This window comes from Stenotrophomonas sp. CFBP 13724 (assembly GCF_014841975.1).
Classification (GTDB): Bacteria; Pseudomonadota; Gammaproteobacteria; order Xanthomonadales; family Xanthomonadaceae; genus Stenotrophomonas; species Stenotrophomonas lacuserhaii.
On record NZ_JACYUW010000001.1, the window covers coordinates 265,799 to 292,462 of the forward strand.

The 26,664-nt window shown below is 67.5% G+C and carries 25 protein-coding genes and 1 other RNA gene; 14 read left to right on the forward strand and 12 right to left on the reverse strand.

What is annotated here, in order from left to right; genetic code table 11:
- Position 1: 1 nt before the first annotated feature.
- From IFT63_RS01105 to IFT63_RS01125, 5 genes are all read right to left on the reverse strand, one after another.
- Complete coding sequence (locus IFT63_RS01105) at positions 2 to 481, reverse strand: EVE domain-containing protein (protein ID WP_042612973.1); 480 nt, start codon at positions 479 to 481, stop codon at positions 2 to 4.
- Positions 478 to 1,065: a 5-formyltetrahydrofolate cyclo-ligase gene (locus IFT63_RS01110; protein WP_042612977.1), complete on the reverse strand. Its 588-nt coding sequence runs from the start codon at positions 1,063 to 1,065 to the stop codon at positions 478 to 480. Before IFT63_RS01110 ends, IFT63_RS01105 begins: the two co-directional genes overlap by 4 nt.
- Positions 1,066 to 1,159: 94 nt before the next feature.
- Positions 1,160 to 1,345, reverse strand: a non-coding RNA gene (gene ssrS / locus IFT63_RS01115) — 6S RNA.
- Positions 1,346 to 1,425: 80 nt separating this feature from the next.
- Complete coding sequence (zapA, locus tag IFT63_RS01120; RefSeq protein WP_042612974.1) at positions 1,426 to 1,719, reverse strand: cell division protein ZapA; 294 nt, start codon at positions 1,717 to 1,719, stop codon at positions 1,426 to 1,428.
- Entirely contained in the window at positions 1,716 to 1,937 is a 222-nt protein-coding gene (locus IFT63_RS01125) for a TIGR02449 family protein (protein ID WP_042612975.1), read from the reverse strand. The genes zapA and IFT63_RS01125 overlap by 4 nt, the downstream gene beginning before the upstream one ends.
- Positions 1,938 to 2,078: 141 nt before the next feature.
- On the opposite strand from IFT63_RS01125, the gene IFT63_RS01130 reads away from it, so the two are divergent.
- Positions 2,079 to 2,627, forward strand: coding sequence for a UPF0149 family protein (locus tag IFT63_RS01130; protein WP_042612978.1), 549 nt, complete (start codon positions 2,079 to 2,081; stop codon positions 2,625 to 2,627).
- 20 nt (positions 2,628 to 2,647) lie between these two features.
- On the forward strand, positions 2,648 to 3,970 hold the full coding sequence (locus IFT63_RS01135; RefSeq protein ID WP_192084103.1) for an aminopeptidase P N-terminal domain-containing protein: 1,323 nt from the start codon (positions 2,648 to 2,650) through the stop codon (positions 3,968 to 3,970).
- Between the two features lie 487 nt (positions 3,971 to 4,457).
- On the opposite strand, the gene pepQ is transcribed toward IFT63_RS01135, so the two are convergent.
- From pepQ to rph, 7 genes are all read right to left on the reverse strand, one after another.
- Positions 4,458 to 5,789 (reverse strand): Xaa-Pro dipeptidase, encoded by a 1,332-nt coding sequence (pepQ, locus tag IFT63_RS01140; protein WP_192082974.1) that lies wholly within the window; start codon positions 5,787 to 5,789, stop codon positions 4,458 to 4,460.
- A 73-nt stretch (positions 5,790 to 5,862) separates the two neighbouring features.
- A complete protein-coding gene (locus tag IFT63_RS01145; protein ID WP_192082975.1) occupies positions 5,863 to 6,225 on the reverse strand; it encodes a PilZ domain-containing protein in 363 nt (120 codons plus the stop codon).
- The gene (locus IFT63_RS01150; RefSeq protein ID WP_249404314.1) at positions 6,222 to 8,663 is read right to left on the reverse strand and encodes a DUF1631 family protein; all 2,442 of its coding nucleotides are present in this window, start codon (positions 8,661 to 8,663) and stop codon (positions 6,222 to 6,224) included. The genes IFT63_RS01145 and IFT63_RS01150 overlap by 4 nt, the downstream gene beginning before the upstream one ends.
- 62 nt (positions 8,664 to 8,725) lie before the next feature.
- Positions 8,726 to 9,958 carry a radical SAM family heme chaperone HemW gene (gene hemW, locus IFT63_RS01155; protein WP_192082978.1) on the reverse strand — a complete coding sequence of 411 codons (1,233 nt, stop codon included), beginning with the start codon at positions 9,956 to 9,958 and terminating at the stop codon, positions 8,726 to 8,728.
- 9 nt (positions 9,959 to 9,967) lie between these two features.
- Positions 9,968 to 10,582 (reverse strand): RdgB/HAM1 family non-canonical purine NTP pyrophosphatase, encoded by a 615-nt coding sequence (rdgB, locus tag IFT63_RS01160; protein ID WP_192082979.1) that lies wholly within the window; start codon positions 10,580 to 10,582, stop codon positions 9,968 to 9,970.
- A complete protein-coding gene (locus IFT63_RS01165; RefSeq protein WP_042614405.1) occupies positions 10,582 to 10,971 on the reverse strand; it encodes a VOC family protein in 390 nt (129 codons plus the stop codon). Before IFT63_RS01165 ends, rdgB begins: the two co-directional genes overlap by 1 nt.
- A complete protein-coding gene (rph, locus tag IFT63_RS01170) occupies positions 10,968 to 11,693 on the reverse strand; it encodes a ribonuclease PH (protein ID WP_042614406.1) in 726 nt (241 codons plus the stop codon). The genes IFT63_RS01165 and rph overlap by 4 nt, the downstream gene beginning before the upstream one ends.
- Positions 11,694 to 11,813: 120 nt before the next feature.
- On the opposite strand from rph, the gene IFT63_RS01175 reads away from it, so the two are divergent.
- The 12 genes from IFT63_RS01175 (at position 11,814) to IFT63_RS01230 (ending at position 26,662) form a co-directional block, all read left to right on the forward strand.
- A complete protein-coding gene (locus IFT63_RS01175) occupies positions 11,814 to 12,674 on the forward strand; it encodes a YicC/YloC family endoribonuclease (RefSeq protein ID WP_192082981.1) in 861 nt (286 codons plus the stop codon).
- Positions 12,671 to 13,336, forward strand: a complete 666-nt coding sequence (gmk, locus tag IFT63_RS01180; protein ID WP_042614408.1) for a guanylate kinase — start codon at positions 12,671 to 12,673, stop codon at positions 13,334 to 13,336. Before IFT63_RS01175 ends, gmk begins: the two co-directional genes overlap by 4 nt.
- Positions 13,337 to 13,446: 110 nt before the next feature.
- Positions 13,447 to 13,746, forward strand: a complete 300-nt coding sequence (rpoZ, locus tag IFT63_RS01185) for a DNA-directed RNA polymerase subunit omega (protein ID WP_042614409.1) — start codon at positions 13,447 to 13,449, stop codon at positions 13,744 to 13,746.
- Positions 13,747 to 13,848: 102 nt separating this feature from the next.
- The gene (locus IFT63_RS01190) at positions 13,849 to 16,005 is read left to right on the forward strand and encodes a bifunctional (p)ppGpp synthetase/guanosine-3',5'-bis(diphosphate) 3'-pyrophosphohydrolase (protein WP_042614410.1); all 2,157 of its coding nucleotides are present in this window, start codon (positions 13,849 to 13,851) and stop codon (positions 16,003 to 16,005) included.
- 213 nt (positions 16,006 to 16,218) lie between these two features.
- Positions 16,219 to 16,605 (forward strand): RidA family protein, encoded by a 387-nt coding sequence (locus IFT63_RS01195; RefSeq protein WP_101098300.1) that lies wholly within the window; start codon positions 16,219 to 16,221, stop codon positions 16,603 to 16,605.
- A gap of 7 nt (positions 16,606 to 16,612) precedes the next feature.
- A complete protein-coding gene (gene recG, locus IFT63_RS01200; protein ID WP_192082983.1) occupies positions 16,613 to 18,718 on the forward strand; it encodes an ATP-dependent DNA helicase RecG in 2,106 nt (701 codons plus the stop codon).
- 389 nt (positions 18,719 to 19,107) lie between these two features.
- Complete coding sequence (locus IFT63_RS01205) at positions 19,108 to 20,043, forward strand: nucleoside hydrolase (RefSeq protein WP_042614413.1); 936 nt, start codon at positions 19,108 to 19,110, stop codon at positions 20,041 to 20,043.
- Positions 20,044 to 20,156: 113 nt separating this feature from the next.
- On the forward strand, positions 20,157 to 20,399 hold the full coding sequence (locus IFT63_RS01210) for a type B 50S ribosomal protein L31 (protein ID WP_042614414.1): 243 nt from the start codon (positions 20,157 to 20,159) through the stop codon (positions 20,397 to 20,399).
- A gap of 299 nt (positions 20,400 to 20,698) precedes the next feature.
- Entirely contained in the window at positions 20,699 to 21,976 is a 1,278-nt protein-coding gene (locus tag IFT63_RS01215) for a citrate synthase (protein ID WP_042614415.1), read from the forward strand.
- A 291-nt stretch (positions 21,977 to 22,267) separates the two neighbouring features.
- Positions 22,268 to 22,780, forward strand: a complete 513-nt coding sequence (locus IFT63_RS01220) for a CS1 type fimbrial major subunit (protein WP_042614416.1) — start codon at positions 22,268 to 22,270, stop codon at positions 22,778 to 22,780.
- 46 nt (positions 22,781 to 22,826) lie between these two features.
- Positions 22,827 to 25,544 carry a TcfC E-set like domain-containing protein gene (locus tag IFT63_RS01225; RefSeq protein ID WP_192082985.1) on the forward strand — a complete coding sequence of 906 codons (2,718 nt, stop codon included), beginning with the start codon at positions 22,827 to 22,829 and terminating at the stop codon, positions 25,542 to 25,544.
- Positions 25,544 to 26,662, forward strand: a complete 1,119-nt coding sequence (locus tag IFT63_RS01230) for a CfaE/CblD family pilus tip adhesin (RefSeq protein WP_042614418.1) — start codon at positions 25,544 to 25,546, stop codon at positions 26,660 to 26,662. Before IFT63_RS01225 ends, IFT63_RS01230 begins: the two co-directional genes overlap by 1 nt.
- Positions 26,663 to 26,664: the final 2 nt, after the last annotated feature.

Below are 26,664 nucleotides of genomic sequence, written 5' to 3' on the forward strand. Positions count from 1 at the left end.
ATCAGGATTTGCGTTCCAGCGACAGCAGCAGCTTCCACTGCGCCGCAGTCACCGGGAACACGGAAAGGCGGTTGCCCTTGGCGGTGAGCGGGAAACCCTCGCCCAGCGCATCGGCGTGCAGCTTGATTTCATCCAGCGCGATGACGCGATCCAGCTTGCGCTCGAAGCCCACGTCCACCAGCATCCAGCGCGGCTCTTCGCGGGTGGCCTTGGGGTCGTGGTAGTCCGATTGCGGATCGAACTGTGTGTCATCGGGATAGGCGGCACTGGCCACCGTGGCGATGCCGACGATGCCAGGCACCTTGGTGTTGGAGTGGTAGAACAGGATGCCGTCGCCGACGTGCATCCCGTCGCGCATGAAATTGCGCGCCTGGTAATTGCGGACGCCGTTCCAGGGCTCGGTGCCGACGCGTTCCAGATCGTCGATGGAAAAGGCGTCCGGTTCGGACTTCATCAGCCAGTAGCGCTTGCGGGCGGTCATGCGGTCACGTGCGAGGCGAAAAGGGTGTCTGCTTCGGTGCAGATGGCGTCCACCGCCACGTCCCAGGACGCGACCGGCAACGCATCGACCTGCTGCACGGCAAATGCCGCGCCGACCAGCCACGGCGGAGCAGGGCGGTCGTGCCGGAAGGCGAAGCTGCGATCATACCAGCCCCCTCCCATGCCCAGCCGGCCGCCCTGTGCGTCGAAGCCGACCAGCGGGGTCACCACCAGGTCCATGGCGCCGGCATCCAGCGTATCGGCAGGGTCCAGGTCGGGTTCGGGAATGCCGAAACGGTTCTGCCGCAGCGCCTGGCCCGGCCGCCACGGCGCGAAGCGCAGAATGGTTTCGTGCAGCACCGGCAGGCAGTAGGTCACCGTGTCGGGCAAGGTCAACTGCCAGCGATGCAGGGCGATTTCGCCATCCATCGCCCAGTAACCGGCGACATGCCCGCGTTGCGGGGCGAACGGCAGTGCCAGCAGGCGTGCAGCGAGGCGATCGGCGGCGTCGATCCGGGCGGCAGCGGGCAGGTCACGGCGACGCTGCCTGAGTTCGGCGCGCAGCGCGGTGCGGGGATCGGATATCGAGGGGGGCGAGGAGGGCATGACGCTATTGTGCCGCGCAGCCGGCCGGAAAAAACAAAGGCGACATCCGAAGACGCCGCCTTTGTCGAATATTGCATTCTCCGCGATGACGATGCATGCGAAACGACCTTGAACCCAGGGGCTCAAGTGGGAACGCTGGGGAACCATCGGGCTTCCCGCTGCAAGGCGGACATGCACTCCCGGCGCCGTCGCGCTCCCGGTGTCGTTCTTAAGGGACAAGGCGAATGTTTGCACATGCCGTCGTGTACCGCAGAGAACGCAGGAACAGTATAACCAGCTCGCCGCGCAGGGGGAGTCCGTTCGTCGGCAACAGTGCGTGCCAATTCAGATTCCACGGCGTTATACGTCGATCGCGCGGTCCAGGCGGCGGTTCATGTCGGCCAAGGTCTGCTGCAGGGCGACGGCCTGGCGGGCGTTTTCATCGCGCAGCTGCTGCAGCTCATGCGCCAGGTTCAATGCCGCCAGCACGGCGACGCGGTCGACGGCCGCCATGCGGTTGCTGCCGCGGATTTCGCGCATCTTCGCATCCAGCAGGCGCGAGGCGGCCACCAGGCTGTCGCGCTCCTCGGCGGTGACGCCGACGGTGTAATCGCGATCAAGCAGGCGGACGTTTACCGGTTCGGCACCGCTCATGTGTGCTGCTCCAGGGATTTGAGCCGGGTGATCATCGCTTCCACGCGCGAGCGGGCCTGTTCGTTCTTGGTCAGCAGCGTGGAGCGTTCGTTGACCAGCTGTTCCTGCTGGTGGCGCAGGCTGCGGTTCTCCTCGGCCAGCCGCTGGTTACGCTCAAGCAGCGCCTCCACCCGGGCGGCGAAGGCCTGCAACTGGTCGAGCGGGCTGGGATGGTCCATGGCGGCAAGAGTCTCAGGGCCGTTGATGACGGTCAAGCGTCAGCGGCACGGGCTGCGGGGCGACGCGCCACGTTCTAAACTAGTCCATCGACGACACAGGCAGCAAGGCGTGGGTCGTCCCCATCACCTATGAGCCCCCAGATGACCGAACTTCCTTCCATCGACGACGTTTCCCGTGCCAGCGCAACGCTCGGGCTGGGCGCCAGCCCGGCCGAGCTGCACGGCGGCCTGTGTGGCTGGCTGGCCGCTGGCGGCGCGCCGGGCAATGACTGGCCGGCCCGCGTGCTGGCCGACGATGCGCTGCAGCCGGTGGCCGAGGGCAGCGCGCTGGCGCAGTTGCTGGAAGTGACCATCAAGCAGCTGGAGGACCGTGATTTTGGCTTCGAGCTGCTGCTCAGCGACAGCACCGAAACCGAGCCGCAGGTGGATGCCCTGTTCACCTGGGCGCGCGCGTTCCTGGGGGGCTTCGGTCTGGGTTCGGGGCACAAGCGCCCGGCGCTGTCCGAAGAGGGCGAAGAAGCCCTGAACGACCTGGCCAAGCTGGCCCAGGCGTCCAGCGAGGACTTTGACAGCGACGGCGAGGACGACGACGAAGCGCTGGCCGAGATCGAGGAATTCATCCGCATTGCGGTGCTGCTGCTGCACGGTGACTGCGTGATGGCCGCGCGCCACCGCCAGCGCCTCAACTGATGGCCGGCGATCGCATGGACCTGCGCCAGCGCACCGGGATCGGCGCGGCCGAGTACAAGCGGCGCCGGCGCCAGTTGATGGAGATGGCCGGCGACGAGGCGATCCTGGTGCTGCCGGCCGCCTCGGAGAAGGTGCGCAGCCTGGATACGCACTACCCGTACCGCCAGGACTCGGACTTCCAGTACCTCAGCGGCTTCCCGGAACCGGAGGCCGTGCTGGTGCTGATTCCCGGGCGCCGGCATGGCGAGGTGATCCTGTTCTGCCGCGAACGCGATGCCGAGCGTGAAGCCTGGGATGGCAGCCGTGCCGGCCAGGAAGGCGCCGTGGCGGATTTCGGCATGGACGACGCCTATCCCATCGAGGACCTCGACGACATCCTGCCGGGGATGCTGGAAGGGCGCTCGCGGGTGTATTACCACTTCGGGCGCGATGCGGATTTCGACCTGAAGCTGATCGGCTGGGTCAACCGCGTACGTTCGCAGGTACGCCATGGCGCGCAGCCCCCGCACGAGTTCCTGGAGCTGGGCCATCTGCTGCACGAGCAGCGCCTGTTCAAGTCCGGTGCGGAGATCGCGCTCATGGAACAGGCCGCGCAGATCAGCGTGCAGGCGCACTGCGCGGCGATGCGGGCTGCGCGCGCGGGCATCCATGAGTACGAGCTGCAGGCCGAGCTGGAGCGGGTGTTCCGCGCCCATGATGCGTGCCCGGCGTATTCGAGCATCGTCGGTGCAGGGCGCAACGGCTGCATCCTGCATTACCGCGACAACAACGCGCGTACGCGCGACGGCGAGCTGGTGCTGATCGATGCTGGCGCGGAGTACCGCGGCTATGCCAGCGACATCACCCGCACCTTCCCGGTCAATGGTCGTTTCACTGCCGAACAGCGCGCGCTGCACGATCTGGTCGGCGCTGCACAGGCGGCCGCGCTGGCGCAGGCACGGCCGGGCGTGGCGTATGAAGCGGGCCACCTGGCTGCGGTGCAGGTGCTGACCGAGGGGCTGCTGCAGCTGGGCCTGCTCAAGGGCAGCGTGGAGGACAATATCGCGCAGGAGCAGTACAAGCGCTTCTACCGGCACAAGACCGGGCACTGGATCGGGATGGACGTGCACGACGTCGGCGATTACCGCCTGGCGGGCGAGTCGCGGCTGCTGGAACCGGGCATGGTGTTCACCATCGAGCCGGGCTTGTATGTCGGTGCCGACGACACCAGCGTGGAGCCGCGCTGGCGCGGCATCGGCATCCGCACCGAGGACGACGTGCTGATCACCGCCGATGGGCATCGGGTGTTGACCGAGGGCCTGGCGCGCAGCACCGACGAGATCGAAGCGTTCATGCGGGGGTGAGGGGAGGTGCCGGGTCTGCGGCCCGGCGGCCCGCTTTTTTCAAGCCACGGCAACGTCAACGTCAAGAGCTGCAGGGCTGGGTGTTGGTGGGGCGGGGTGGGTTCGTGGGAATCGCCGCAAGTACGTCCCTGTAGGCTCGCCATCCGCATCCATGCGGATGAGCGTTCCCACGAACCCACCCCGCCCCACCTTCGACAGGTCCATGGTGGCCACGGGACCTCCGGTAGCGCCGACCCATGGTCGGCGGAATGTTCCCGCCAACGGCCCGCTGCGCTCGCCGACCATGGGTCGGCGCTACCGCTTTTCATTTTTTTATTACGCGGGTGGCGGCCACCGGAACCTGTCAGGGGCCGGGCGGGGAGGCTGTGCGGGGCCTTGAGCGGCAGGAGCCGCGAAGAGCTACAGGGACGTACTTGCGCGTGCCCCGCATAGCCTCCCCGCCCGGCCCACCCCCCGCTGCGGCTTTCAAGCCACCCGCGAGGGGGTTTCACCCGTTCGCGAGAGCAAACTCCGGCCGCGTCAGGTTGTCCGCTTCGCCATCAGTGCACAGCACTTCGTCCTCGATCCGGATCCCGCCGTAAGGACGGAAGAAATCCACGCGATCCCAGGCGATGCTGGCGCCATGCCCGGCCTGCTTCACTTCGTCCAGCAGCATGTCGATGAAGTACAGGCCCGGCTCGATGGTCACCACCATGCCCGCCTCCAGCACCCGGGTCAGGCGCAGGTAAGGGTGGCCTGCCGGACGTTCGATCCGGCCACCGCCGTCGCCTGCCGCGAAGCCCGCCACGTCGTGCACCTGCAGGCCGATCAGGTGGCCGATGCCGTGCGGGAAGAAAGCCGCGCTGATGCCGGTTTCCACCGCGGTCTGCGGCGATACCTTGAGCACGCCGAAGTCCTTCAGTACGCCCATCAGCGACAGGTGCGCGTCCACGTGCAGCTGCTTGTAGTCGAAGCCCGCGCGGACCGCGGCACACATCTGCTGCTGGGCGGCGTCGACCGCGCCGACCATCGCGGCGAACTCGTCATGGCCGTGTGCGGCGTAGGTGCGGGTGATGTCGCTGGCATAGCCCAGCGCGCTGGCGCCGGCATCGATCAGGAAGCTGCGCAGCGGCTGCGGCGCGGTCCGGCCCAGCTCGGTGTAATGCAGCACGGCGGCGTGTTCGTTGAGCGCCACGATGTTGCCGTAAGGCAGTTCGTTGGCATCCTGGCCGACTGCCGCGCAGTACGCCATGTGGATGGAAAACTCATCGGCGCCATTGCGGAACGCGGCTTCAGCGGCGCGGTGGCCGCGCACGCCCAGCACCTGGGCCTGGCGCATCAGCGCGATCTCATAAGGCGTTTTGTACGCCCGGTGGTATTCCAGATAATCCACCACCGGTGCCGGGTTGTTCGGCACCCAGTCACCCAGCGTGCTCTGCGGCTCGCCCAGCACGGCGCAGCGCGAACGGTCGCGCGGCAGCAGCGCCAGCGCTTCTTCCGGCTTGCGGATGACCTGGATGTCGAAGTGCTCCACCCACCAGCCACTCGGTGCGTCGGGCACCACGTGCCAGTAGTCGAAGGGCTGGTGGAAGATCACCGTGGGACGCTTGCCCGGGGTGAACACCAGCCAGCTGTGCGGAACGCGGGTCAGCGGCAACCAGGCTTTGAACTGCGGATTCACCGCATACGGATAATCGCGGTCGTCGAACAGGTGGTAGTGCAGGGTGCCGCTGGGAACCACCAGATGGTCGAAGCCGCCGCGCGCCAGCGCTGTTTCGGCCCGCCGGCAAAGCACGGCCAGGTGGTCGGGATAAGGGGCGCCGGGGTCGTGCTGGATCATCGCGGTGACTCGCTGGAAAACAGCCCCTGATTGTGCCGCATGCGCCGGCCGACTGCTGTGCCGGAACCGGCGCTCAGGGCGCCGGAGATTCCTGTCCGATCCATCCGCGCAATAGTTCGCGGTGTTCGCGCGAGAGGGTGATGAAGCGGAAACCGGCCCAGGCCTGTCCCGCCACGTGCGCCGGTTCGGCCCACAGCAGGTGTACGCCGACGTCGATCGGCGTGGCGTGGCCATCGGCCAGGGGCAGGCTGAACTGCAGTTGGTACAGCGCGTCTTCGCGCAGGGGAACGGAGGCCAGCATCAACATGCCGGTCTCGGAAATGTTGCCAAGGCGGCCAACCACGCGTTCGGCGATCTGGTCGGTCACCGGCACCAGGTCGGCCACGTTGCGGCGTGGCGCGCGGCGGGTGTCGGTGCTGTCGTCGTCGGCACTCATGCGGCTTCCCCTCGTTCAGTACCGGCCAGCGAGCGCAGCGTGCGCAGGGTCGCCTGCCAGGCGCGATCGATCAGCCGTCCCTTGTCTTCGGTGACGATGCGCGCCTGTTCCAGTGCCATCAGGCGGGCCAGCGTATCCAGGGTGTACTCGGCCACTTTCTGCCCACGCGGATTGACGAACAGGGCGTGTTCGGTGACCAGGCTGTACCAGGACAGGCGCTGGCGGTGCAGGTCGCCCTGCTGGTTGCTGATGAATTCGAACCAGGTACCGAACGGCAGCGTGCGCAGCTGCCGGTAGCAGTCTTCTTCGACGTTGCTGCGTGCCAGCGGTGCGAGCCGCCGGGTGTCATGGGCTTCGGCATGTTCGCCCAGCCGGGTGCGCGCTTTCAGCCGCGCCGTCAGCTCGGTCCGCGATGTGCTGTCGTCCTCGCCGCCGGGAGTGGAGAGGCGGCGCGCGATGGCCCGCGCTTCGTCGTGATGGCAGCCGATCTGCAGGACGGCTGCCTCGATTTCGCCGAACAGGATGTCGTCGGCCGCATGCTCGCCGCCGGGGGCCTGGGCGGTAACCGCGGTGATGCGCGCGGTCTGCTTCAAGCGCTGCTGCCACAGTGCGGAGTCTTCGCCGTGGCGCAGCTGGGTCAGGGTCAGCACGTCGGCCCAGGCCTGGCGCAGCAGCGTCTGCACGAAGCGCGGCGGCTCGTCCTGCGCGCAGGCCTGTTCGATCAACGTTGTTGCCTGCTGCCGCGCGACCTCCAGCCGCTCCTTGCCGCGCGCGGCTTCCACGTGGCGGCGCTCGGCCAGCTCGGCCTTGTGGGCGGCGGCGCGGAAGTGCTGCTGTACCTCTTCGTTGGCGGCGGCAAACACGGCCGGATCGTCGTGGTACTGCGCCACCACGGTGTCCACCGTGCGCTCCAGCTTCTGCACCAGCTGCGGGTCCAGGTCATCGTCCTGCAGGCCGTTGGCGCCCAGTTCGGCGATGGTGTTGAGCAGCTCGCGGGCCGGGTGCTCGTCGCGCACGAAGAAGCCCGGATCGGCCAGCGCGGCGCGTGCCAACGGCACCTGCAGCCTGCCGACCAGGTCATTGCCGGCCGTCTGTGGGCGCTGTTCCTGGCGGATCTGCTGGAACAGCAGGCCGAGCAGGTCCAGGGTGTCGCCGTCCTTGACCGTCAGCGCGGCCTGTTCACCGTGCTCGGCGCGCAACTGGGTCAGCAGGGCCGTCTGCAGGTCGGACATGCTGCGCGCTGTCGCGCCGCCGGCGATGCGCGCCTGCAGCTGGCCCAGGATCGCATCGACCATCGCGCTGGGCACGGTGTTGGCATCGGGCGCCTCGCCCGGCATGCCGCCTTCGTGGTCCACCGCAGCGCCCGGCAGCGGTGCCTGCAGGCCGGGCGACGCCGCCGCGCCGGCAGCCATGGCATGCCGCGCACCGGCGAGCAGTTCGTGCAGGGCGCTCATGGCCGGGGCTGCGAGATCCACCACCGGGGCGGCAGTCGCGGGTTGATCCGGCGCACCGGTGGGCAGCGGCGGCGGTTGCGGTGGCATGGAGGCCGCCGCGTCGGTCGGCGGCGGATGACCACCCAGTTCGGCCTGCATCATCGCCGACCAGGAGCTGGCGGCGGTGCTGCTGGCCCCGTTCCAGCTGGTGACCGGCGTCGTGCGGGCCCGCGCTGCGCCGCTGCCCGGACCGCGGCCGGGTTGGGTGACGATCCGGCGGGTCGCCGCCGAGCGCGCCAGGTAAGGGGTGTAGACCAGTCCCGGCAGCACGCCTTCGTGCCCGAGCAGGACGTTGGCGCGTTCCAGCAGTTCGCCCAGCCGCTCCAGCACCTGGCGCTCGAAGCTGCGGTACAGCGCCAGCTGGGCCTCCAGTTCCAGCCCGCCTTCATCGCCGATCCGGCGCACGATGCCGCACAGGATGACCGGGCCGAACGGTACATGCTCGGCATCCAGCGCCGGCGCGGCGGCCAGCACTGCCAGCCGCTGTCCCAGCAGCTGCAACGCGTTGGCCGAGCGCAGCATTTCGCGCCGCATGATCTCATTGAGCACGATGTTGCGATCGATGTCGGTGTCGTTGACCAGGGTCAGCGCGGACATCGACGGGCGTTGGGGTTCGGCTGCCGCCGGCGCTTCGCTGGCAGGTGCGAACAGCGCGGCCAAGGCCTGTGCGAGGTGTGCCAGGAAGCGGTGGCTGAAGCCTTCGGCGAAGGGATGAATCTGCCGGGCCTGGGCGAACAGGTCGGCCTGCACCTGGCTGTTGCGGGCGCGCTCGGCCTCGCGCAGCAGTTCACGCTCCAGTTCCACCACGGTCAGCGTCAGCGGCGCGGTCAACGACTGCCGCGACAGTGCCAGCAGGACGCCCAGCAGCCGGCGCACGCGCGGTGGGGCGTCGACCGCGGCGAAGCGTGCAGTGTCCTCAGGCATCGGCGGAGGCGAGGAGGGCATGGGGCTGGGCATCCGTTTTCCCGGGGTCGGGCTCGGAATCTACCGTGTCGGGCGGGGCGGCGCTACTCGCCCAGGAACAGCTCCACCACATCGTTGGTGAAGCGTCGTCCCAGTTCCGTCGGTCGCAGCAACAGCTCGCCGTGATCGTCGCCGCCCGCGCCTGCACAACCGTGGCCGCCGCAGCCATCCCCGTGATCGTGGCCGCCACCCACGCGTTCCAGCCAGCCGCGTTGCAGCGCCTGTTGCAGCGGGGCGTCGATGGCCGTGGCGGGAAGGCCGGTACGCGACTGGAAGTCGCGCAGGCTGAAGCCTTCGTGCAGGCGCAGCAGGTTGAGCATGTACTCGAACGGCAGCCGGTCCGCCGCGATGATGTCATCGCCGCCGAAGCTGGCAGGGCTGCCGGCGGCGTCCATGTAGGCCTGCGGATGCTTCAGCTTCCAGCGCCGGCGCACGTTCTGCTCGGCGCCCGAGCTGATCTTGCCGTGCGCACCGGCCCCGATGCCCAGGTAGTCGCCGAAGCGCCAGTAATTCAGGTTGTGCGCACTCTGCCGCCCGGGCCGTGCATAGGCACTGACCTCGTACTGGTCGAAGCCGGCCTGCGCCAGCAGCGCCTGGCAGTGTTCCTGCATGTCCCACGCGCTGTCTTCGTCCGGAATGCCCTGTGGCGGGCGGGCGAAGAACACCGTGTTCGGTTCCAGCGTGAGCTGGTAGTGCGAAAGATGCGCCGGCTGCAGCGCGAAGGCCCGCTCCAGGTCGTGCTCGGCGGCGGCCAGGGTCTGGCCGGGCAGGGCATACATCAAGTCGATGTTGAAATTTTCGAAGCCGGCGTCCTGCGCCATCTTCACCGCGCGCTCGGCCTCGGCGCTGTCATGGATGCGGCCGAGTCGCTTCAGCGCCTCGTCGTTGAAGGTCTGGATGCCGAAGCTGAGCCGGTTGACGCCCGCCGCACGGTAGCCATCGAAACGGCCGTGTTCGGTCGTGCCGGGGTTGGTTTCCAGAGTGATTTCGGCGTTCGGGGCGAAGCGCAGCCGCGCCGAAGCCTGCTGCAGGAAGCGGTCGATCGCCTCGGCTGGGAACAGGCTCGGCGTGCCGCCGCCGAAGAACACGCTGTGCACCACCCGGCCCCATACCAGCGGCAGATCCTGGTCCAGGTCGCGTACCAGCGCATCGATGTAATCATCGAAGGGCAGTTCGCCCTTGGCCTGGTGCGAGTTGAAATCGCAGTATGGGCATTTGCGCACGCACCACGGCAGGTGCACGTAGAGCGACAGCGGCGGCGGAATGAGTGCGGGCATCGGCGTGGGTTACAGGGAGATCGAGGACAGCCGCTGCTTCAGCTGCTGCAGGGCCAGCGCGCGGTGGCTGAGCGTGTTCTTCAGCGCCGGCTCCATTTCCGCAGCGGTCAGGCCATGGCGCGGATCCAGGAACACCGGGTTGTAGCCGAACCCGTTGCTGCCACGCGGTGCGTCCAGGATCACGCCTTCCCAGCTGCCTTCGCAGACCAGCGGCTGCGGATCGGTGGCGTGGCGCAGCAGTACGATCACCGCGAAGAAGCGCGCCGTGCGCTGGTCGGCGGGTACGCCGTGCAGGTCGGCCAGCAGCTTGGCATTGTTGGCGGCATCGTCGGTGGGGCTGCCGGCGTAGCGCGCGCTGTACAGGCCCGGCGCACCGCCGAGGGCGTCGACGATCAGTCCCGAATCATCGGCCAGCGCCGGCAGGCCGCTGGCCTGGCAGGCCGCACGCGCCTTGATCAGTGCGTTCTCCACGAAGGTCAGGCCGGTTTCGGGCACATCGCCCACCCCGGCATCGGCGGCCGACAGGATCTGCAGCGGCAGCTCGGCCAGCATCGCCTGCATCTCCTTCAGCTTGCCGGCGTTGTGGCTGGCAAGCACCAGCTTCGCAGTTGTGGAAAGACGCATCAGGCCAGCTCCAGCAGGTCCCAGGTGTTGCCGTACAGGTCGCGGAACACCGCCACGGTGGCATAGGGTTCCTTGCGTGGTGCTTCGAGGAACTCCACACCCGCAGCCAGCATCGCGGCGTGGTCCCGCGCGAAGTCGTCGGTCTCCAGGAAGAACCCGACCCGTCCACCGGTCTGGTCGCCGATCCGCGCGGCCTGCACGTCCGAACTGGCGCGTGCCAGCAGCAGCCCGGCCGCGCCGTCGGTGGCCGGGGACACCACCACCCAGCGCTTGCCGCCGCCCTGGTCGATGTCCTGCTGCAGGTGGAAGCCGAGCGCGCCGGTGAACCAGGCGATCGCGCGGTCGTAGTCGTCCACCAGGAAGGTGGTCAGGGCCAGCCGGCGATTCATGCGCCCAGTGCCGCCTGCTGCGCGGCCAGCAGTTCGCCCACGCCCTTGTCGGCCAGTGCCAGCAGCGCATCCAGTTCGTCGCGACGGAACGCATGGCCTTCGGCGGTGCCCTGCAGTTCGATGAAGCCGCCGCCATCGTTCATGACGACATTCATGTCGGTGTCGCAGTCGCTGTCTTCGGCGTAGTCCAGATCGAGCACCGGGGTGCCGCGGTAGACGCCCACCGATACCGCCGCCACTGCGCCGATGATCGGGTTGCGCTTGATGTCACCGCGCTTGAGCAGCAGGTTCACCGCATCGGCCAGGGCCACGTAGGCGCCGGTGATGGCGGCGGTGCGGGTGCCGCCGTCGGCCTGCAGGACGTCGCAGTCCAGGGTGATGGTGCGCTCGCCCAGCGCGTTGCGGTCCACGCAGGCACGCAGGCTGCGGCCGATCAGGCGCTGGATTTCCAGCGTGCGGCCGCCCTGCTTGCCACGCGCTGCTTCGCGGTCGCTGCGGGTGTGGGTGGCGCGCGGCAACATGCCGTACTCGGCGGTGACCCAGCCTTCGCCCTTGCCACGCAGGAAGCCCGGTACCCGGTTTTCCACGGTGGCGGTGCACAGCACGCGGGTTTCGCCGAAGCACACCAGCACCGAGCCTTCGGCGTGGCGGGTGAAACCGCGTTGGAGGGTGACCTGGCGCATCTGGTCGGGCTGGCGGCCACTGGGGCGGGTATCGGACATGGCGGGGTACCGTTGGAGCGAGGGAACGGGTCCATGCCCGCCCCGGGGAGGGGGCAGGCAGGAGGCTCGAATGAAGCCGCTAGGGTACCATTCCCTCTTTGGGAGCATCTGGAAAACCCCATGATCCGAAGCATGACCGCTTACGCCGGGGGCGAGCGCGCCACCGCCTGGGGCACGCTGGGCTGCGAGCTGCGCTCGGTGAACCACCGGTTCCTCGAGGTCGGCACCCGCCTGCCGGAGGAACTGCGCGCGCTGGAACCGCAGCTGCGCGAGCGTGTCTCCGCACGCCTGAGCCGCGGCAAGCTGGACCTGGTGATGCGCCTGCGCACGCCGGAAACCTCAGCCAGCCTGCAGGTCAACGATGTCCTGCTGGGCCAGCTGGGCCAGCTGGCGCACCGGCTCACGTCCGACTTCCCGAACCTGCAGGTCAGCTTCACCGATCTGCTGCAGCTGCCCGGCGTGATGCAGGGCGAAGCCACCGATGCCACCGCGCTGCAGGCCGAGGCGCTGGCCCTGCTGGAACAGACCCTGGACGGCTTCATTGCCGGCCGAGAGCGCGAAGGCGACAAGCTGGCAACCGCCATCAGGGAGCGGGTGGATGCCATCGAGCGCATCGCTGCAGACGTGCGCACCCTGATTCCTGCCATCCGCGAAGGCCAGCGGGTCAAGCTGGCCGCGCGCCTGGCCGACCTGCCGCACCCGGTGGATCCGGGCCGCGCCGAGCAGGAACTGGTGATGTGGCTGCAGAAGCTGGACGTGGATGAAGAGCTGGACCGCCTCAACAGCCATATCGTGGAAATCCGCCGCGTGCTGAAGCAGCGCGATCCGGTCGGGCGTCGGCTGGACTTCCTGCTGCAGGAGTTCAACCGCGAAGCCAATACGCTGGGCTCCAAGTCGGTGGACAGCCGCACCTCCAATGCCGCGGTGGAGCTGAAAGTGCTGATCGACCAGATCCGCGAACAGGTACAGAACATCGAATGAGCATCCAACCTTCCCCGGTCGGCACGCCCGCGCGCGGCACCCTGTACATCGTTGCCGCGCCTTCCGGTGCCGGCAAGAGCAGCATCGTCAACGCCACCCTGGCGCGCGACCCGCAGATCGCGCTGTCGATCTCGTTCACCTCGCGGGCCACGCGTCCGGGCGAGGTCAACGGCGAGCACTACCATTTCGTCAGCGCGACCGAGTTCGAGGCGATGATCGCCGCCGGTGATTTCTTCGAGCACGCCTGGGTGCACGGCGACTGGAAAGGCACCGCCCGGCAGTCGGTGGAGCCGCAGCTGGCCGCCGGCCAGGACGTGCTGCTGGAAATCGACTGGCAGGGCGCGCAGCAGGTGCGCCAGCTGGTGCCCGGCACGGTGACGGTGTTCATCCTCCCGCCATCCAAACAGGCGCTGCAGGACCGCATGCGCAAGCGCGGCCAGGACAGCGAGGCGGTGATCAGCCAGCGGCTGTCCGCGGCACGCGAGGAAATGCTGCACTTCAACGACTTCGACTACGTCATCGTCAACGAGATATTCGACACCGCCGTCGATGAGCTGTGCGCCATCTTCACCGCCAGCCGGCTGCGCCGCGAAGCGCAGAAGGTCCGCCATGCGGGGCTGATCCAGGCCCTTTTGACCGCAGATCCGTCTGCAACTGACTGATTGCAAAAGGAACAGGGCAGGGTTGGCTTGATTTTGTCCAGCCCCTGCCCTTACACTCCGTCCCCTTTCCCTCATTCGACTGAGCGGCCGACCGGTCGCCGGGAGCCCGTATGGCCCGCATCACCGTAGAAGATTGCCTGGAAGTCGTTAACAACCGTTTCGAGCTGGTCATGATGGCGTCCAAGCGCGCCCGCCAGCTTGCCAACGGCGTGCAGGCCACGCTGGACAACAGCGAGACCGAAGACAAGCCGACCGTGCTGGCGCTGCGCGAAATCGCCGCCCGTCGCATCGACAACGCGCTGATCGACGAAGTCGAGAAGGCCGAGCGCGAGCGTGCCGAGCGTGAAGCGCTGGAATGGGCTGCCGCCGAAGTGGTCGCCGACGAGGACATGTCCAAGAACGACGACTGAGTCCAGTCGACACCCTTGGCCAGATGCGAAACAGCCCGCCGCAAGCGGGCTGTTTCGCATTCAGGATTTGCTGAAATTGTGACGCTGGCATAGGCTTCGGCCATGAACCCAGGCCCCACTGCCAAGGTAGCCGCGCCGTCACGCGCGGACGTACCCGATTACGTCCTTCAACTCGAGCGCGCAGCGCACTACCTGCCGCCGGAGCAGCTGCCGCTGCTGCGCCGTGCGTGGGAAGTGGGGGCCGCCGCGCACGCGGGCCAGACCCGCAAGTCCGGTGAGCCGTACATCACCCACCCGGTTGCCGTGGCGCAGGTGCTGGCCGAGCTTGGGCTGGACATGGAAGCGCTGATCGCCGCGATCCTGCACGACACCATCGAAGACACGCCGCTGACCCGCGAAGAGCTGGCCGCCGAGTTCGGCGAGCCGGTGGCCGAGCTGGTGGACGGGGTCACCAAGCTGGACAAGCTGAAGTTCCGCGACCGCCAGGAAGCGGCCGCCGAGAGCTTCCGCAAGATGCTGCTGGCGATGTCGCGCGACCTGCGCGTGATCATGATCAAGCTGGCCGACCGCCTGCACAACATGCGCACCCTGGGCGCGCAGAGCAGCGAGGCGCGTGGCCGGATCGCGCGCGAAACGCTTGAAATCTATGCGCCCATCGCGCAGCGGCTGGGCATGAGCCTGGTCAAGAGTGAACTGCAGAACCTTGGCTTCAAGGCGCTGTATCCGTGGCGCCATGCGATCCTGGAAAAGCACATCCGCAGCCAGCCGGTGGTGCGCCGCGAAGCGATGGCGCAGGTGGAAGTGCAGCTCAGCCAGCGCCTGGCCAAGGAAGGGCTGGAGCATCGGCTGGTCAGCCGGATCAAGACCCCGTGGAGCATCTACAACAAGATGCACGACGAGAACAAATCCTTCGACCAGGTCATGGATGTGTTCGGTTTCCGACTGGTGGTGCGCAGCGTGCCCAGCGCCTACCACGCACTCGGCGCGGTGCATGCCGCGTTCAAGCCGCTGGACGGGCGCTTCCGCGATTTCATCGCCATTCCCAAGGCCAACGGCTACCAGTCGCTGCACACGGTGCTGTTCGGCCCGTACGGCTCGCCGATCGAGGTGCAGATCCGCACCGAGGAAATGGACCTGATCGCCGAACGCGGCGTGGCCGCGCACTGGACCTACAAGTTCGGCGGCGACAGCCCCAACAGCGCGCAGAGCCGTGCCCACGCGTGGATCGTCGAACTGATCGACTCCCAGCGCGCGGCCGGTTCGTCGCTGGAGTTCCTCGACAACGTCAAGGTCGACCTGTTCCCGGACGAGGTCTACCTGTTCACGCCGAAGGGCAAGATCATGGCCCTGCCGCGCAATGCGACCGCGTTGGATTTTGCCTACGCGGTGCATACCGACGTCGGCAATACGGCGGTGGCGTCGCGGGTGGACAAGAAGCTGGTGCCGCTGCGCACCAAGCTGGTCAGTGGCCAGACCATCGAGATCATCACCGCCCGTTCGGCCACGCCCAAGCCCCAGTGGCTGGAATTCGTGGTCACCAGCAAGGCGCGCACGGCCATCCGCCACCAGCTCAAGCAGCTGGAGCACGAAGACGCCGTGCAGCTGGGCCACCGCATGCTCGATCGCGCCCTGGAAGCGATGGACTCGTCGCTGGAGCGCCTGCCCAAGGGGCGCCTGGATGCGTTCCTGGCCGAACATCGGTTCCCGCGCCTGGAGGCGCTGCTGGCCGAAGTGGCGCTGGGCAACTGGATGCCGAACCAGGCCGCGCAGGCGCTGATGGCCTATGCCGAACTGCGTGGCGGTGCGCGCCACCATTCGCAGGAAAAGATCCTGATCAACGGCAGCGAACGCGGCGTGGTCACCTTCGCCAACTGCTGCCAGCCGATTCCAGGCGATGAGATCATGGGTTACCACACCGCCGGCAAGGGCATCGTGGTGCACCGGATGGACTGCCCGAACCTGGCCGAACTGCGCAAGTCGCCGGAGCGCTGGGTGCCGATCGGCTGGGATTCGTCGGTATCCGGCGACTACGACACCTCGCTGGTGGTGGAAGTGGAGAACGGCACCGGTGTGCTGGCGCAGCTGGCCGCGGCGATCGCGCAGAGCCAGTCCAACATCGAACGCGTGGATTACCTGGACCGCGACTTCAACGCCGCCGTGTTGGCTTTCAACGTGCAGGTGCGCGACCGCAACCACCTTGCCGAAGTCATGCGCCGGCTGCGTCGCCTGTCGGTGGTGCAGTCGGTGCGCCGCCAGTAAGCGGTACACCCCTGGGTAGCGCCGGGCCATGCCCGGCGAGCGCCCCGCGCGGCGTGTTTCAGCCGGCGTGATGGCGGATCAGGAGCGTGACGACCAACGGTCGTCACCCACCAATGCGGCTGCGTCACCCGCCATTACGGCTGTGCCGGCCACCGATAGCTCCGCCCCGGGCGGTACAATGAGCGCTCTGTTTTTCCTGATACCGGAGCCCCCATGACCCGCCAGATCATCAACACCGAAAAGGCCCCCGCCGCCATCGGTCCTTACTCGCAGGCCGTGCGCGCCGGCAACACCGTGTACTTCTCCGGCCAGATTCCGTTGGACCCGGCCACCGGCGACATCGTCGGCGTCGGCGACGTGGAAGCCCAGGCCCGTCGTGCCTTCGACAACCTCAAGGCCGTGGCTGAAGAAGCCGGCGGCTCGCTCGACCAGGTCGTCCGCCTGGGCCTGTACCTGACCGACCTGGCCGAGTTCGCCAAGGTCAACGCGGTGATGCAGGACTATTTCAAGGCGCCGTTCCCGGCGCGTTCGACCATCGAAGTCTCCGGCCTGCCGAAGGGCGCCAACTTCGAAGTCGATGCGGTGATGGTCATCGGCTGAACCCCGCGTGGCACGCAAGGCCGCCCCTGCGCTGGCTCCATCCGGTGAAGCCTCGCTGGCGATGCTCGCCGGGGTCGGTCCGGCGGTGGCCGGCAAGCTGCAGGCACGCGGCCTGGGCACGCTGCAGGATCTGTGGCTGCACCTGCCGCTGCGCTATGAAGACCGGACCCGGTTGACCCTGATCGAAGACCTGCGTTCCGGCGTGCCGGCGCAGGTCGAAGGCCGGGTGATGGCGGTGGAGCGCGGCATGCGCTACCGGCCGATGCTCAAGGTCGCCATTGAAGACGAAGGGCGCGGCACGCTGGTGCTGCGTTTCTTCCATTTCCGCCAGCAGCAGCTCGGGCAGTTCGCGGTCGGCAACCGGCTGCGCTGCTTCGGTACCCCGCGGCCCGGCCAGCTGGGCCTGGAGATCGTCCATCCCAGTTACCAGGTGCTGGGGCGCCACGATGACCCTGCGCTGGGGGACAGGCTGGATCCGGTGTACCCGGCAGTGGAAGGGGTCGGCCCGGCAACCATGCGCAAGCTGATCCTGCAGGCGCTGGAGCGCTTGCCGGACGAATCCCTGCTGGAACTGCTGCCACCCGGATGGCTGGATGGCCTGGGCCTGCCATCGTTGCGCAGCGCACTGCTGACCGTGCACCAGCCGCCGCAGGATGCGGATCTTTCCGCGCTGGCCAATGGCATCCATCCCGCACAGCGCCGGCTGGCGCTGGAAGAACTGCTCGCCCACCACCTGAGCCTGCGCCGCCAGCGCATCGCCCTGCAGGCCCACCATGCGCCGCCGCTGGACGGGCCGGGAAGGCTGGCCAAGGCGTTGCTCAAGCAGCTGCCGTTCGCGTTGACCGGCGCGCAGCAGCGCGTGTTCAAGCAGATCCGCGAGGACCTCGCCCGGCCCAGCCCGATGCTGCGGCTGGTGCAGGGTGACGTCGGTTCGGGCAAGACCGTGGTGGCCGCATTGGCGGCCATGCTGGCGGTGGAACAGGGCAAGCAGGTCGCGCTGGCCGCGCCCACCGAACTGCTGGCCGAACAGCATCTCAACAACCTGCGCGGCTGGCTGGAGCCGCTGGGCGTGCAGGTCGCTTGGCTGGCCGGCAAGGTCACCGGCAAGGCTCGCGCCAAGGTGCTGGCCGATGTGGCCAACGGCGAGGCGAAGGTGGTGGTCGGCACCCATGCGTTGATGCAGGACGCGGTGGTGTTCCAGGACCTTGCGCTGGCGATCGTCGATGAGCAGCACCGCTTCGGCGTGCACCAGCGGTTGGCGCTGCGCGACAAGGGCGCGGGCGGTAACAGCGTGCCGCACCAACTGGTGATGACCGCCACGCCGATTCCGCGCACGCTGGCGATGTCCGAATATGCCGATCTGGACGTGTCGGCCATCGATGAACTGCCGCCCGGGCGCACCCCGGTGCAGACCGTGGCGCTCAACGCCGATCGCCGCCCCGAGCTGATCGAGCGCATCGCGCTGGCCTGCAGCGAGGGGCGCCAGGTGTACTGGGTCTGCACGCTGATCGAAGAAAGCGAGGAGCTCGATGCCACGCCGGCGCAGGCCACCTACGAGTCACTGCAGGCGCTGTTGCCGGGCGTGCGTGTCGGCCTGGTGCACGGGCGCCTGAAGGCCGCCGAAAAACTGGCGACGATGTTGGCGTTCAAGGCCGGGCAGATCGACCTGCTGGTGGCGACCACGGTGATCGAAGTGGGCGTGGACGTCCCCAACGCGTCGTTGATGGTGATCGAGAACGCCGAACGATTGGGGTTGGCGCAGCTGCACCAGCTGCGCGGACGGGTAGGGCGCGGATCGGCGGTATCGCGCTGCATGCTGCTGTACCAGACGCCGTTGTCGACGATGGCGCGCGAACGCCTGCAGACCATGCGCGAGACCAACGATGGCTTCGTCATCGCCGAGAAGGACCTGGAACTGCGTGGCCCCGGCGAGTTGCTGGGCACCCGGCAGACCGGCCTGGCCGGTTTCCGCATCGCCGACCTGGCGCGCGACGCCAACCTGCTGCCGGACGTGCACGCACTGGCCGAACGGCTGCTGCAGGAGCAGCCCGGCCTGGCCGACCGGGTGGTCGACCGCTGGATCGGCACCGCCGTGCGTTACGCCTCGGCCTGAGCGGATGCATCGGCGGATGCTCGCCAGCTGGCTGAGGGGCTGGGCGCGAGGCGTTTGCAGGGGGCGGCAACAGCCGCGCGTTACGCATCGGCCTGAACGGGTAGCGCCGACCCATGGTCGGCGGATGCTCCCCGCCATCGCGTTGCTTGACGCAGGCCGCGCTTCGCGCTCGCCGAGCACGGCTCGGCGCTACCGCTTTTCTTTTTTTTTTCCATGCCCGACGCCGGCGCAGGCGATGAGGGCCGGGCGGGAGCAGTTTGCAGGGGCGTTGAGCGCCATGGATGGCGCGAAACGAGGCCCCTTCCGGAAAACGCGCATCGCCCGTGCGCCCGGTTGTATTTGCAGCCACCGCGGTGCGACACTCCGTTGCCGCTCAGAAGACGGCAACGATGACCCACAAGATCCCGCTGTTGATCGACACCGACCCCGGTGTGGACGACGCACTGGCCCTGCTGATGGCCTTCGCCGATACCCGCCATGAGGTGGTCGCCCTGACCATCGCCGCCGGCAACGTCGGCCTGGATTACACCGTCCGCAACGCACTCAAGCTGTGTGAAGTGGTCGGCCGTGACGACGTCCCCGTGTTCGCCGGCAGCCCCGATCCGCTGCTGCATCCCTCGCTGGATGCCGCCCACGTGCACGGTCGCGACGGCTATGGCGATGTCGACCTGCCGCCCCCCGCCCGCGGCGCCGAAGCTGAACATGCCGCGCTGGCGATCCTGCGCCTGTCGCACCTGTACCGTGGCGAGCTGATGCTGGTCATGCTTGGCCCGCTGACCAACCTGGCGCTGGCGCTGAAGCTGGATCCCACCCTGGCCACCCGCATCAAGCGCATCGTGGTGATGGGCGGGGCGGTCACCTGCCACGGCAACATCACCCCCGCTGCCGAGTTCAACATTGCCTTCGATCCGGAAGCCGCGCACGTGGTGTTCGCCGCCTTCCCGCACCTGCTGGTGTCGGACTGGGAAGCGACCGTGGCCCACGGATTGCCGCTGCAGCAGGCCGAACAGTGGCTGGCCGCCGATTCGGACCGCGCGCGCTTTTATGAATTGATCTCGCGCAAGACCCGGGCGCTGTCCGAAGACAGCAAGGGCGGACGCTGGTTCACCGCCGATGCCCTGGCGATGGCCTGGGCGCTGAATCCGGAAGGGCAGCTGCAGGTGGAATCGCGGCCGGTGAACATCGAGCTGAACGGCACGTTCAGCCGTGGCGCCACCCTCGTCGACTGGAATCGCCAGACCGGCCAGCCGGACAACTGCGCGCTTCTGATGGCCTACGATCAGTCCCGTTTCGAGGCACTGGTACGGCAGGCGCTGGGTGCCTGAAGACAGGCACGGGGCAGGCAAGGGGCGCCCGCCTCAAGGCGGGTTGCCCCGGCGCGAAGTGGGGCTTATAATGCCGCTCTTGTGTTTCCCTTACCTATTTACGGTGTACGCCCATGAAGGACGATATCCATCCCGAGTACCGTGACGTCGTCTTCGAAGACGTCACCTCTGATTTCAAGATCCTGACCCGCTCGACCATGGCGTCGAAGGAAACCACCAAGTGGGAAGACGGTAACGAGTATCCGCTCGTGAAGGTCGAAATCTCCTCCTCGTCGCACCCGTTCTACACGGGCAAGCACAAGGTGATCGACACCTCCGGCCGTATCGACAAGTTCCAGAAGCGCTACGCGCGCTGATCCGTCGATCCACGTTTGGGTGAGCGGTCGCGCATTGCGCGGCCGTTTGCTTTTCCGGGATGCGATGCCGTGGCGTATGGTGGTGGAACGCAGCGTCCGGTTGTCGGCGACGACGCACCCCCGGCGCACTCCCGGCGAGGCCTCGGGCGAGTCCATATACGACTCTACGACTTCCGTCTAACCCCCGGAAAATGCTGCTGTGCGATAATGGCGGGATCCGCGGCACAGGTCGTGGACGTCATTCACGTGCCTGACCAATGCGCTTGGGCAGGCGCCTTCCCCTTGAAGGAGCGCACACAGTGTCCGATCTTGATCAGGTCACGCTCAACGCCGGCGAAAAGTCGGTCGTTCTGCCGGTCATCAAACCCACTCTCGGCAACGACTGCGTCGACATTTCGAAGCTGACCAAGGAAACGGGGTATTTCACCTACGATTCCGGCTTCACTGCCACCGCAAGCTGCAAGTCGGCCATCACGTACATCGATGGCGACAAGGGCGTTCTGTTGTATCGCGGCTATCCGATCGAGCAGCTCTCGGAAAAGTCGAGCTATGTCGAAGTCGTCTACCTGCTGATCAACGGCGAGCGTCCCGACGCGGCCCAGTTGAAGGCATTCAACGAAGAGCTGGCTGCTGAAGCCACCGTCGATGCATCGATCAACACGTTGATCGGCAGCTTCGCCAAGGATGCCCATCCGATGGCGATCCTGACCGCTGCGATCGCGCAGCTGTCGGGTATCTACCACGCCTCGCTCGACCTGGCCGACGCCGAACAGCGCCGCAAGGCCGCCGTGCGCCTGATCGCCAAGGTGCCGACCCTGTCGGCGCTGATCTATCGCCATGGCAAGGGCCTGCCGGCCAACACGCCGGATACCTCGCTGGACTACGTCAGCCGCTTCCTGAAGCAGACCTTCGAAGCCGCCGACGGCAGCTACGAACTGAACCAGGACGTGGTCCAGGCACTGGACCTGCTGTTCATCCTGCATGCCGACCACGAGCAGAACGCGTCGACTTCCACCGTGCGCCTGGTCGGTTCGACCGGTGCCAACCCCTACGCGTCGGTGGCCGCAGGCGTCACCGCGCTGTGGGGCCCCGCCCATGGCGGTGCCAACGAAGCCGTGCTGAAGATGCTGGAAGAAATCGGTTCGGCCGACAACGTCGAATCGGCCGTGGTCAAGGCCAAGGACAAGACCTCCGGCTTCCGCCTGATGGGCTTCGGCCACCGCGTGTACAAAAACTTCGACCCGCGCGCCAAGGTCATCGGCGAGATGACCGGCAAGGTGCTCAAGCAGCTGGGCGTGCAGGATCCGCTGCTGGACGTGGCCGTGAAGCTGGAGCAGGCCGCGCTGCAGGACGAGTACTTCGTCGCCCGCAAGCTGTACCCGAACGTCGATTTCTACAGCGGCATCATCTACAAGGCGCTGCAGATCCCGACCGAAATGTTCACCGTCATGTTCGCCCTGGGCCGTACGTCCGGCTGGGTCGCGCACTGGCTGGAACAGCAGGTGGATCCGGAAATGAAGATCGGCCGCCCGCGCCAGGTCTACACCGGTAGCGACGTGCGCGACTACAAGGGCTGATTCCGGTCTTTGCCTGTCGCATCGAACGCCCCGCCTCGCGGGGCGTTTTTTTTGCGCGTCTGTCAGCTCTGCGCGGGTCGCTATCGAAAAAGCGTCAGATCGTGGCAAAGCACGAAGCAATGTTTTGTTCCGCAACCAAGCGCACAAAACCGCTCACGACATCGCATTTTTGAAGATTGCCTTACGTTCAAATCAGAATGCGATGCCTATTCTCCTGCCGCCACCAGCTTTCGCTGATGGTATCGCGTCGTTTGAATGACGCCATATATCGATATCAAGGAGAGTAGTCATATGAAAACGCATTGCCGGAACGCGCTGGTCGCCATCGCGCTAGCCGCTGCATCCACCTCCGCACATGCCATCCAGGCCGACATCAAGGTCTGGGCAGATGTCGATCCCACGCTGGCCCTGCTGCGTGCGGATGGCAGCGCGTTGCCCGATGGCGTGGCGCTGACCCACAACCCGATCAATGGCCTGATGCCCTGGTCGGAGCAGGTGCGGATCATTTCCAACGATCCGCGCAAGGACATCGCCGTGCGCCTGGGTCATGCCGCCGAGCTGCGTCCGGTCATTGCTGCCCCCGGTGCGGTGGGGGTGCCGATGACGGTCAGCCTCAATGGCCGAACCGTATCGGTGGCGGGTACCGACTTCACCGCGGCCGAACTGTTCGATGGCGCGTTGCCGGGCGCCTCGATTGCCATGCCGCTCCAGATCGCGCAGACCACGCAGGCGCCCATCACCGCGGCGGGCCTGTACGAAGGACTGGTCAGCATCGTCCTGGCCCAGAAGACCGTCAGCCCGTAACTTCCTGCGCCGGCCCTACGGGGCCGGCCCTTTCGGCCACTCTCACATGATGACTACCGCCCCCGTCGTGACCGGGCTGGCGATCGCGCTCGCACTGCCCGTGGTAATGGGGGGCGTCACCGCCACTCGCGTCCCGGACGGCTTCGAAGACCTGGTGGAAGGTCAGGTGGAGCAGCTTGACGTCCGGCTGTTCGAGCGCTCTGCAGGCGTGGTGCCGGTGCTGGTCGATCTGGATACCGTGCAACTGCAGGATCCCGGCACCGTCCTCCAGGCGCTCGATCTGGACCCTGCGGCACGGGCCAGCCTGCTGCCAGCGCTGTCTGCTCCGTTGCCGCGCAACAGCCACCTGGCATGCCGGCACGGCAACGCCCAGGCTGGCTGCGGCTATCTGGATCCCCCCGAAGAGGCCACGGCCGTGGCCGCGATCTATGACGAAGGCGAGGGGGCACTGCGCCTGTTCGTGGCGCGGCAGTGGCTGCCGGCTCCACGCAGCACCGAGCGCTTCCACCAGGCCAGCGCCGCAGCCGAAAAAGCGTTTCTCCACCAGCACGTGATCAATGCAAGCGGTGGTCGCGACCAGCGCGCGCTGGCGATACAGGGCGCGGGCGCATTGGGGATGTCCGCCCACGGGCACCTGGCGGCGAACTGGAACTTCAGCCAGCATCACGGACACCGCAGTGGCGGTGGATTCGACATGGACAATGCGTATTACCGGCATGACCTGGACCGTCGTCACTACCTGCAGGCCGGGCGCATGGACCGGCGCAACCTCGCCAGTCCACTTGGCGGCACCTTCGGCTTCGGCATGCTCCCGCTGGACCGCTTCGACGGCCTGCGCGTGGGAAGCAGCCAAGCCTACATCGATGTCGAGGCGGCAATGCAGGCCACCCCGCTCACCGTGCTGCTGGCACGCGATGCGCGCGTGGAGGCGTTCGATGGCGAGCGCCTCCTGCAGACCTATTACCTGCCTGCCGGAATCAACGAACTGGATACCCGCAGCTATCCCTTCGGCAGTTACAGCGTCACCCTGCGCATCTACGAAGCGGGCGTGCTGGTACGCGGCGAAGAAGCGCCTTTCGACAAGCGTGGCGACGGCGCCGATGACGCCCTGCAGTGGTTCGTACAGGCGGGGCGGCGTGCAGAACGCGGCGCCCGATACCTGCCCGGCGAAGCCACGGTCATGGCGGGCCTGCGTTTGCCGGTCGGGCACGCCATGGCCGTGACCGCAGCTGCGGTGGACCTGGAAAGCGGCCGCTATGCGGAGCTGCGGCTGGACCTGCGGCAGCGGTTCGCCACCCAGGAGCTGCGCGCTGGGCTGAGCGCCATGCGCGGCAGCGAGGGCAGCCGTGGCACCCGGAGCCAGATATCCTACCGGCGACGGGCGTCATGGAATGTCCATCATCAACGCTCGCGCGACATCCGCTGCCGGTCGTTTGCGCGATACGACGGAGCGGGGTGCGTGGATGCGCTGAGTGCTTCGATGGCGTTGCCGCTACGCGGCGGGAGCCTCTACCTGGGCTACACGCGCCGCCAGGCGTGGCGCGCAGATCCCGCGCCGGACTACTCCGAGGCGGTGTTCATGCCACCCTCGCTGGCATTGCCCGGGCTGCGTGCCGGCAACGTCGATGCACAGCGCAGCCGCAACTGGCAGGGCAGCTTCAGCCGGATCGAGCGTTGGAAAGAGTACAGCGTTGCGCGTCGCTTCGGTCTTTGGCACCAGCGCAGCGACGCAACCGGTGGCCCTCGGCATGACCGCGGTTTTTTCTTCAACCTCAGCCTTGCCCGGTTGCAGCGCGGCGATCGGGCCACTTCCCAACGACGCCATGCGATGGACCTGCGGCAGCCGGCCCATCAGCGGCCGCAGATGAGCTACAGCACCAGCCAGACGCTGCGCCGCCAGTACGATGACCAGTCCGCCGAGGTGTCTGCCGATCTGCGTGGCGACAACAGCGAGCGATACAGCGTCGGTGTGGGCGCGCAGTTGCAGAACCACTTCGGCCATGGCAGCGCCACCGTGGCCTTCCATCGGCAGCCCGGGCGTCGGGAAACGGGCTACAGCGCGACGCACAGTGCGGCCTTCGCCTTGGGGTCAAGCGGCTTCTACTGGGGCGAAGGCAACGGCGCCGATGCGGGCCTGGCGGTGAGGGTCGACCCTGCACAGGACAGTGAACTGTCCGGGGTAGCGGCCGAGCTCCAGGTGGCAGGACGGCGCAGGCAGCGCCTGCGGCTTGGCGAGCGCAGGCTGGTGGCCTTGCCGGCCTACCAGATGCACCGTGCCGAACTGCAGGATGCCAGCAGCGGGGACAGCAGCGGGGCGGTGCGCGTAGGCGTAGGCGTAGGCGCTGGCGGTGCCGGGCGTGACGTGTTCCTGGCGCCGGGCCGGTTGCTGTCGATGGCCGTTCCCATCGAGGTGACCTACACGTTCATCGGCCGCGCGCAGGATCCCGCGGGCCTGCCGGTTTCGGCGGCACGCATCCTCAATGCGCCGGTACCTGCCACCGAGGGCAATGGCGGGTTCGTGCTGGATTTCACGCGACGCGAGCAGGTGCTGTACCTGTTGCAGGGCAGCCGGCTGCTGCATTGTCCACTGCAGGTGCGCGAGCAGCGCCTGGCCGTGTTGATGGTCGGTACCGTGCAGTGCCAGCCGTTGGACGTGGCGCAGTTGCCGGCCGACATCCGTCAGCAGGCAAGGGTGGCGCAACTGCTGGGGGAGCGGGCCCTGATCCGGCCGGGTCGGGCTGCGCAGCGTGGGCAGGAACGGTGATGATGCGCTGGCTTGCCGTGCTCCCTGCCGTGCTGCTGGTGCCTGCCGCCCGGGCACAGGCGCTACCGCTTACCGATCCCGTTGGCATCGTACAGGAGCACCCGTTGGCCTATGACCGGTCGGGGGCCCCCGCCTCCATCGAGCTGCTGGCACCACGCACGCTGCTCGGTTACAGCGCCGACCCTGCGCGTGGCTACGGAAGCATCCATCTCACCTGCCGGTCGGCTACGGATGCAGAACATGGCCGCTGCCCAACCGCCGATACCGGTGCCGAGGGTGGCGGACGCACCAGCATCGCGCTGCGCTTCACCGAACGCAGGAGCGGCATGCGCACGGAGATCGCCGTAACCGGCTCGCTGCAACGCGCCTTTGCAGACCGCGCCTGCCCGAACGACCTCTGGCACGGGACCGATCAGCCGCTGAGTAGCCGCTACGGGCCGGAATGCGCTGGCCGACCGCCTACTGGAACCGGTGCGGCCCTGTCCATTTCCGGTAACGAGTTGTCCAGGCTGGTGGCAGGGCGCTGGGAGGCCGAACTGATCCTGGACCTGCGCACTCAAGCCGACGGGCCGGCACTGGCGACTTACATGTTCCGTCTGGACCTCGACATCAGCGACCGCGATGCGGCGTCGGTGTACTTCCCCGCCTTCGACCTGGCAACGCCCCAGGTCGGCCTCAACCTGCACTACGACCCGATCTCGCAGACGGTCGGCGGACATGCCGCGCTGGACATGTGCCTGTATGACGGAGCAGGTTCGCAGAGCGACTACCTGGGCGTGACTGTCAGTGATGGCGAAGGTCCGTCGTCGTCGGCCAGCGGCTATTCGGTATGGCACGCGGACGGTGGAAACGACCCGACCCAGCGCGTGGACTACACCGTGACGCTGGACCACGGCGGAGCACGGCTGCCGATGGCCAATGGAACCGAGCAGATGTTGACCGGCATCGACCGCGTCCGGTTGCGGCTGGTGGCGCTGCCCGGCATGACCCAGCCTGTGTTCTGCGTGCCGACCCCGCTCAGCCTGGACACTCCCCGCGTTCCCATCTCGAGCAAGCGGCCCGGCCGCTACCACGGCGGGCTGCGGGTCGAGCTGCGCCTGCCGCCCTCCCGTCCCTGATA

Coding starts and splice junctions, on each gene's coding strand:
- IFT63_RS01105 (WP_042612973.1), bottom strand. CDS start 481: ATGACCGCCCGCAAGCGCTACTGGCTGATGAAGTCCGAACCGGACGCC.
- zapA (WP_042612974.1), bottom strand. CDS start 1,719: ATGAGCGGTGCCGAACCGGTAAACGTCCGCCTGCTTGATCGCGATTAC.
- IFT63_RS01125 (WP_042612975.1), bottom strand. CDS start 1,937: ATGGACCATCCCAGCCCGCTCGACCAGTTGCAGGCCTTCGCCGCCCGG.
- IFT63_RS01130 (WP_042612978.1), top strand. CDS start 2,079: ATGACCGAACTTCCTTCCATCGACGACGTTTCCCGTGCCAGCGCAACG.
- pepQ (WP_192082974.1), bottom strand. CDS start 5,789: ATGATCCAGCACGACCCCGGCGCCCCTTATCCCGACCACCTGGCCGTG.
- IFT63_RS01145 (WP_192082975.1), bottom strand. CDS start 6,225: ATGAGTGCCGACGACGACAGCACCGACACCCGCCGCGCGCCACGCCGC.
- IFT63_RS01150 (WP_249404314.1), bottom strand. CDS start 8,663: ATGCCCTCCTCGCCTCCGCCGATGCCTGAGGACACTGCACGCTTCGCC.
- hemW (WP_192082978.1), bottom strand. CDS start 9,958: ATGCCCGCACTCATTCCGCCGCCGCTGTCGCTCTACGTGCACCTGCCG.
- rdgB (WP_192082979.1), bottom strand. CDS start 10,582: ATGCGTCTTTCCACAACTGCGAAGCTGGTGCTTGCCAGCCACAACGCC.
- IFT63_RS01165 (WP_042614405.1), bottom strand. CDS start 10,971: ATGAATCGCCGGCTGGCCCTGACCACCTTCCTGGTGGACGACTACGAC.
- rph (WP_042614406.1), bottom strand. CDS start 11,693: ATGTCCGATACCCGCCCCAGTGGCCGCCAGCCCGACCAGATGCGCCAG.
- IFT63_RS01175 (WP_192082981.1), top strand. CDS start 11,814: ATGATCCGAAGCATGACCGCTTACGCCGGGGGCGAGCGCGCCACCGCC.
- gmk (WP_042614408.1), top strand. CDS start 12,671: ATGAGCATCCAACCTTCCCCGGTCGGCACGCCCGCGCGCGGCACCCTG.
- rpoZ (WP_042614409.1), top strand. CDS start 13,447: ATGGCCCGCATCACCGTAGAAGATTGCCTGGAAGTCGTTAACAACCGT.
- IFT63_RS01190 (WP_042614410.1), top strand. CDS start 13,849: ATGAACCCAGGCCCCACTGCCAAGGTAGCCGCGCCGTCACGCGCGGAC.
- IFT63_RS01195 (WP_101098300.1), top strand. CDS start 16,219: ATGACCCGCCAGATCATCAACACCGAAAAGGCCCCCGCCGCCATCGGT.
- IFT63_RS01205 (WP_042614413.1), top strand. CDS start 19,108: ATGACCCACAAGATCCCGCTGTTGATCGACACCGACCCCGGTGTGGAC.
- IFT63_RS01210 (WP_042614414.1), top strand. CDS start 20,157: ATGAAGGACGATATCCATCCCGAGTACCGTGACGTCGTCTTCGAAGAC.
- IFT63_RS01220 (WP_042614416.1), top strand. CDS start 22,268: ATGAAAACGCATTGCCGGAACGCGCTGGTCGCCATCGCGCTAGCCGCT.
- IFT63_RS01225 (WP_192082985.1), top strand. CDS start 22,827: ATGATGACTACCGCCCCCGTCGTGACCGGGCTGGCGATCGCGCTCGCA.
- IFT63_RS01230 (WP_042614418.1), top strand. CDS start 25,544: ATGATGCGCTGGCTTGCCGTGCTCCCTGCCGTGCTGCTGGTGCCTGCC.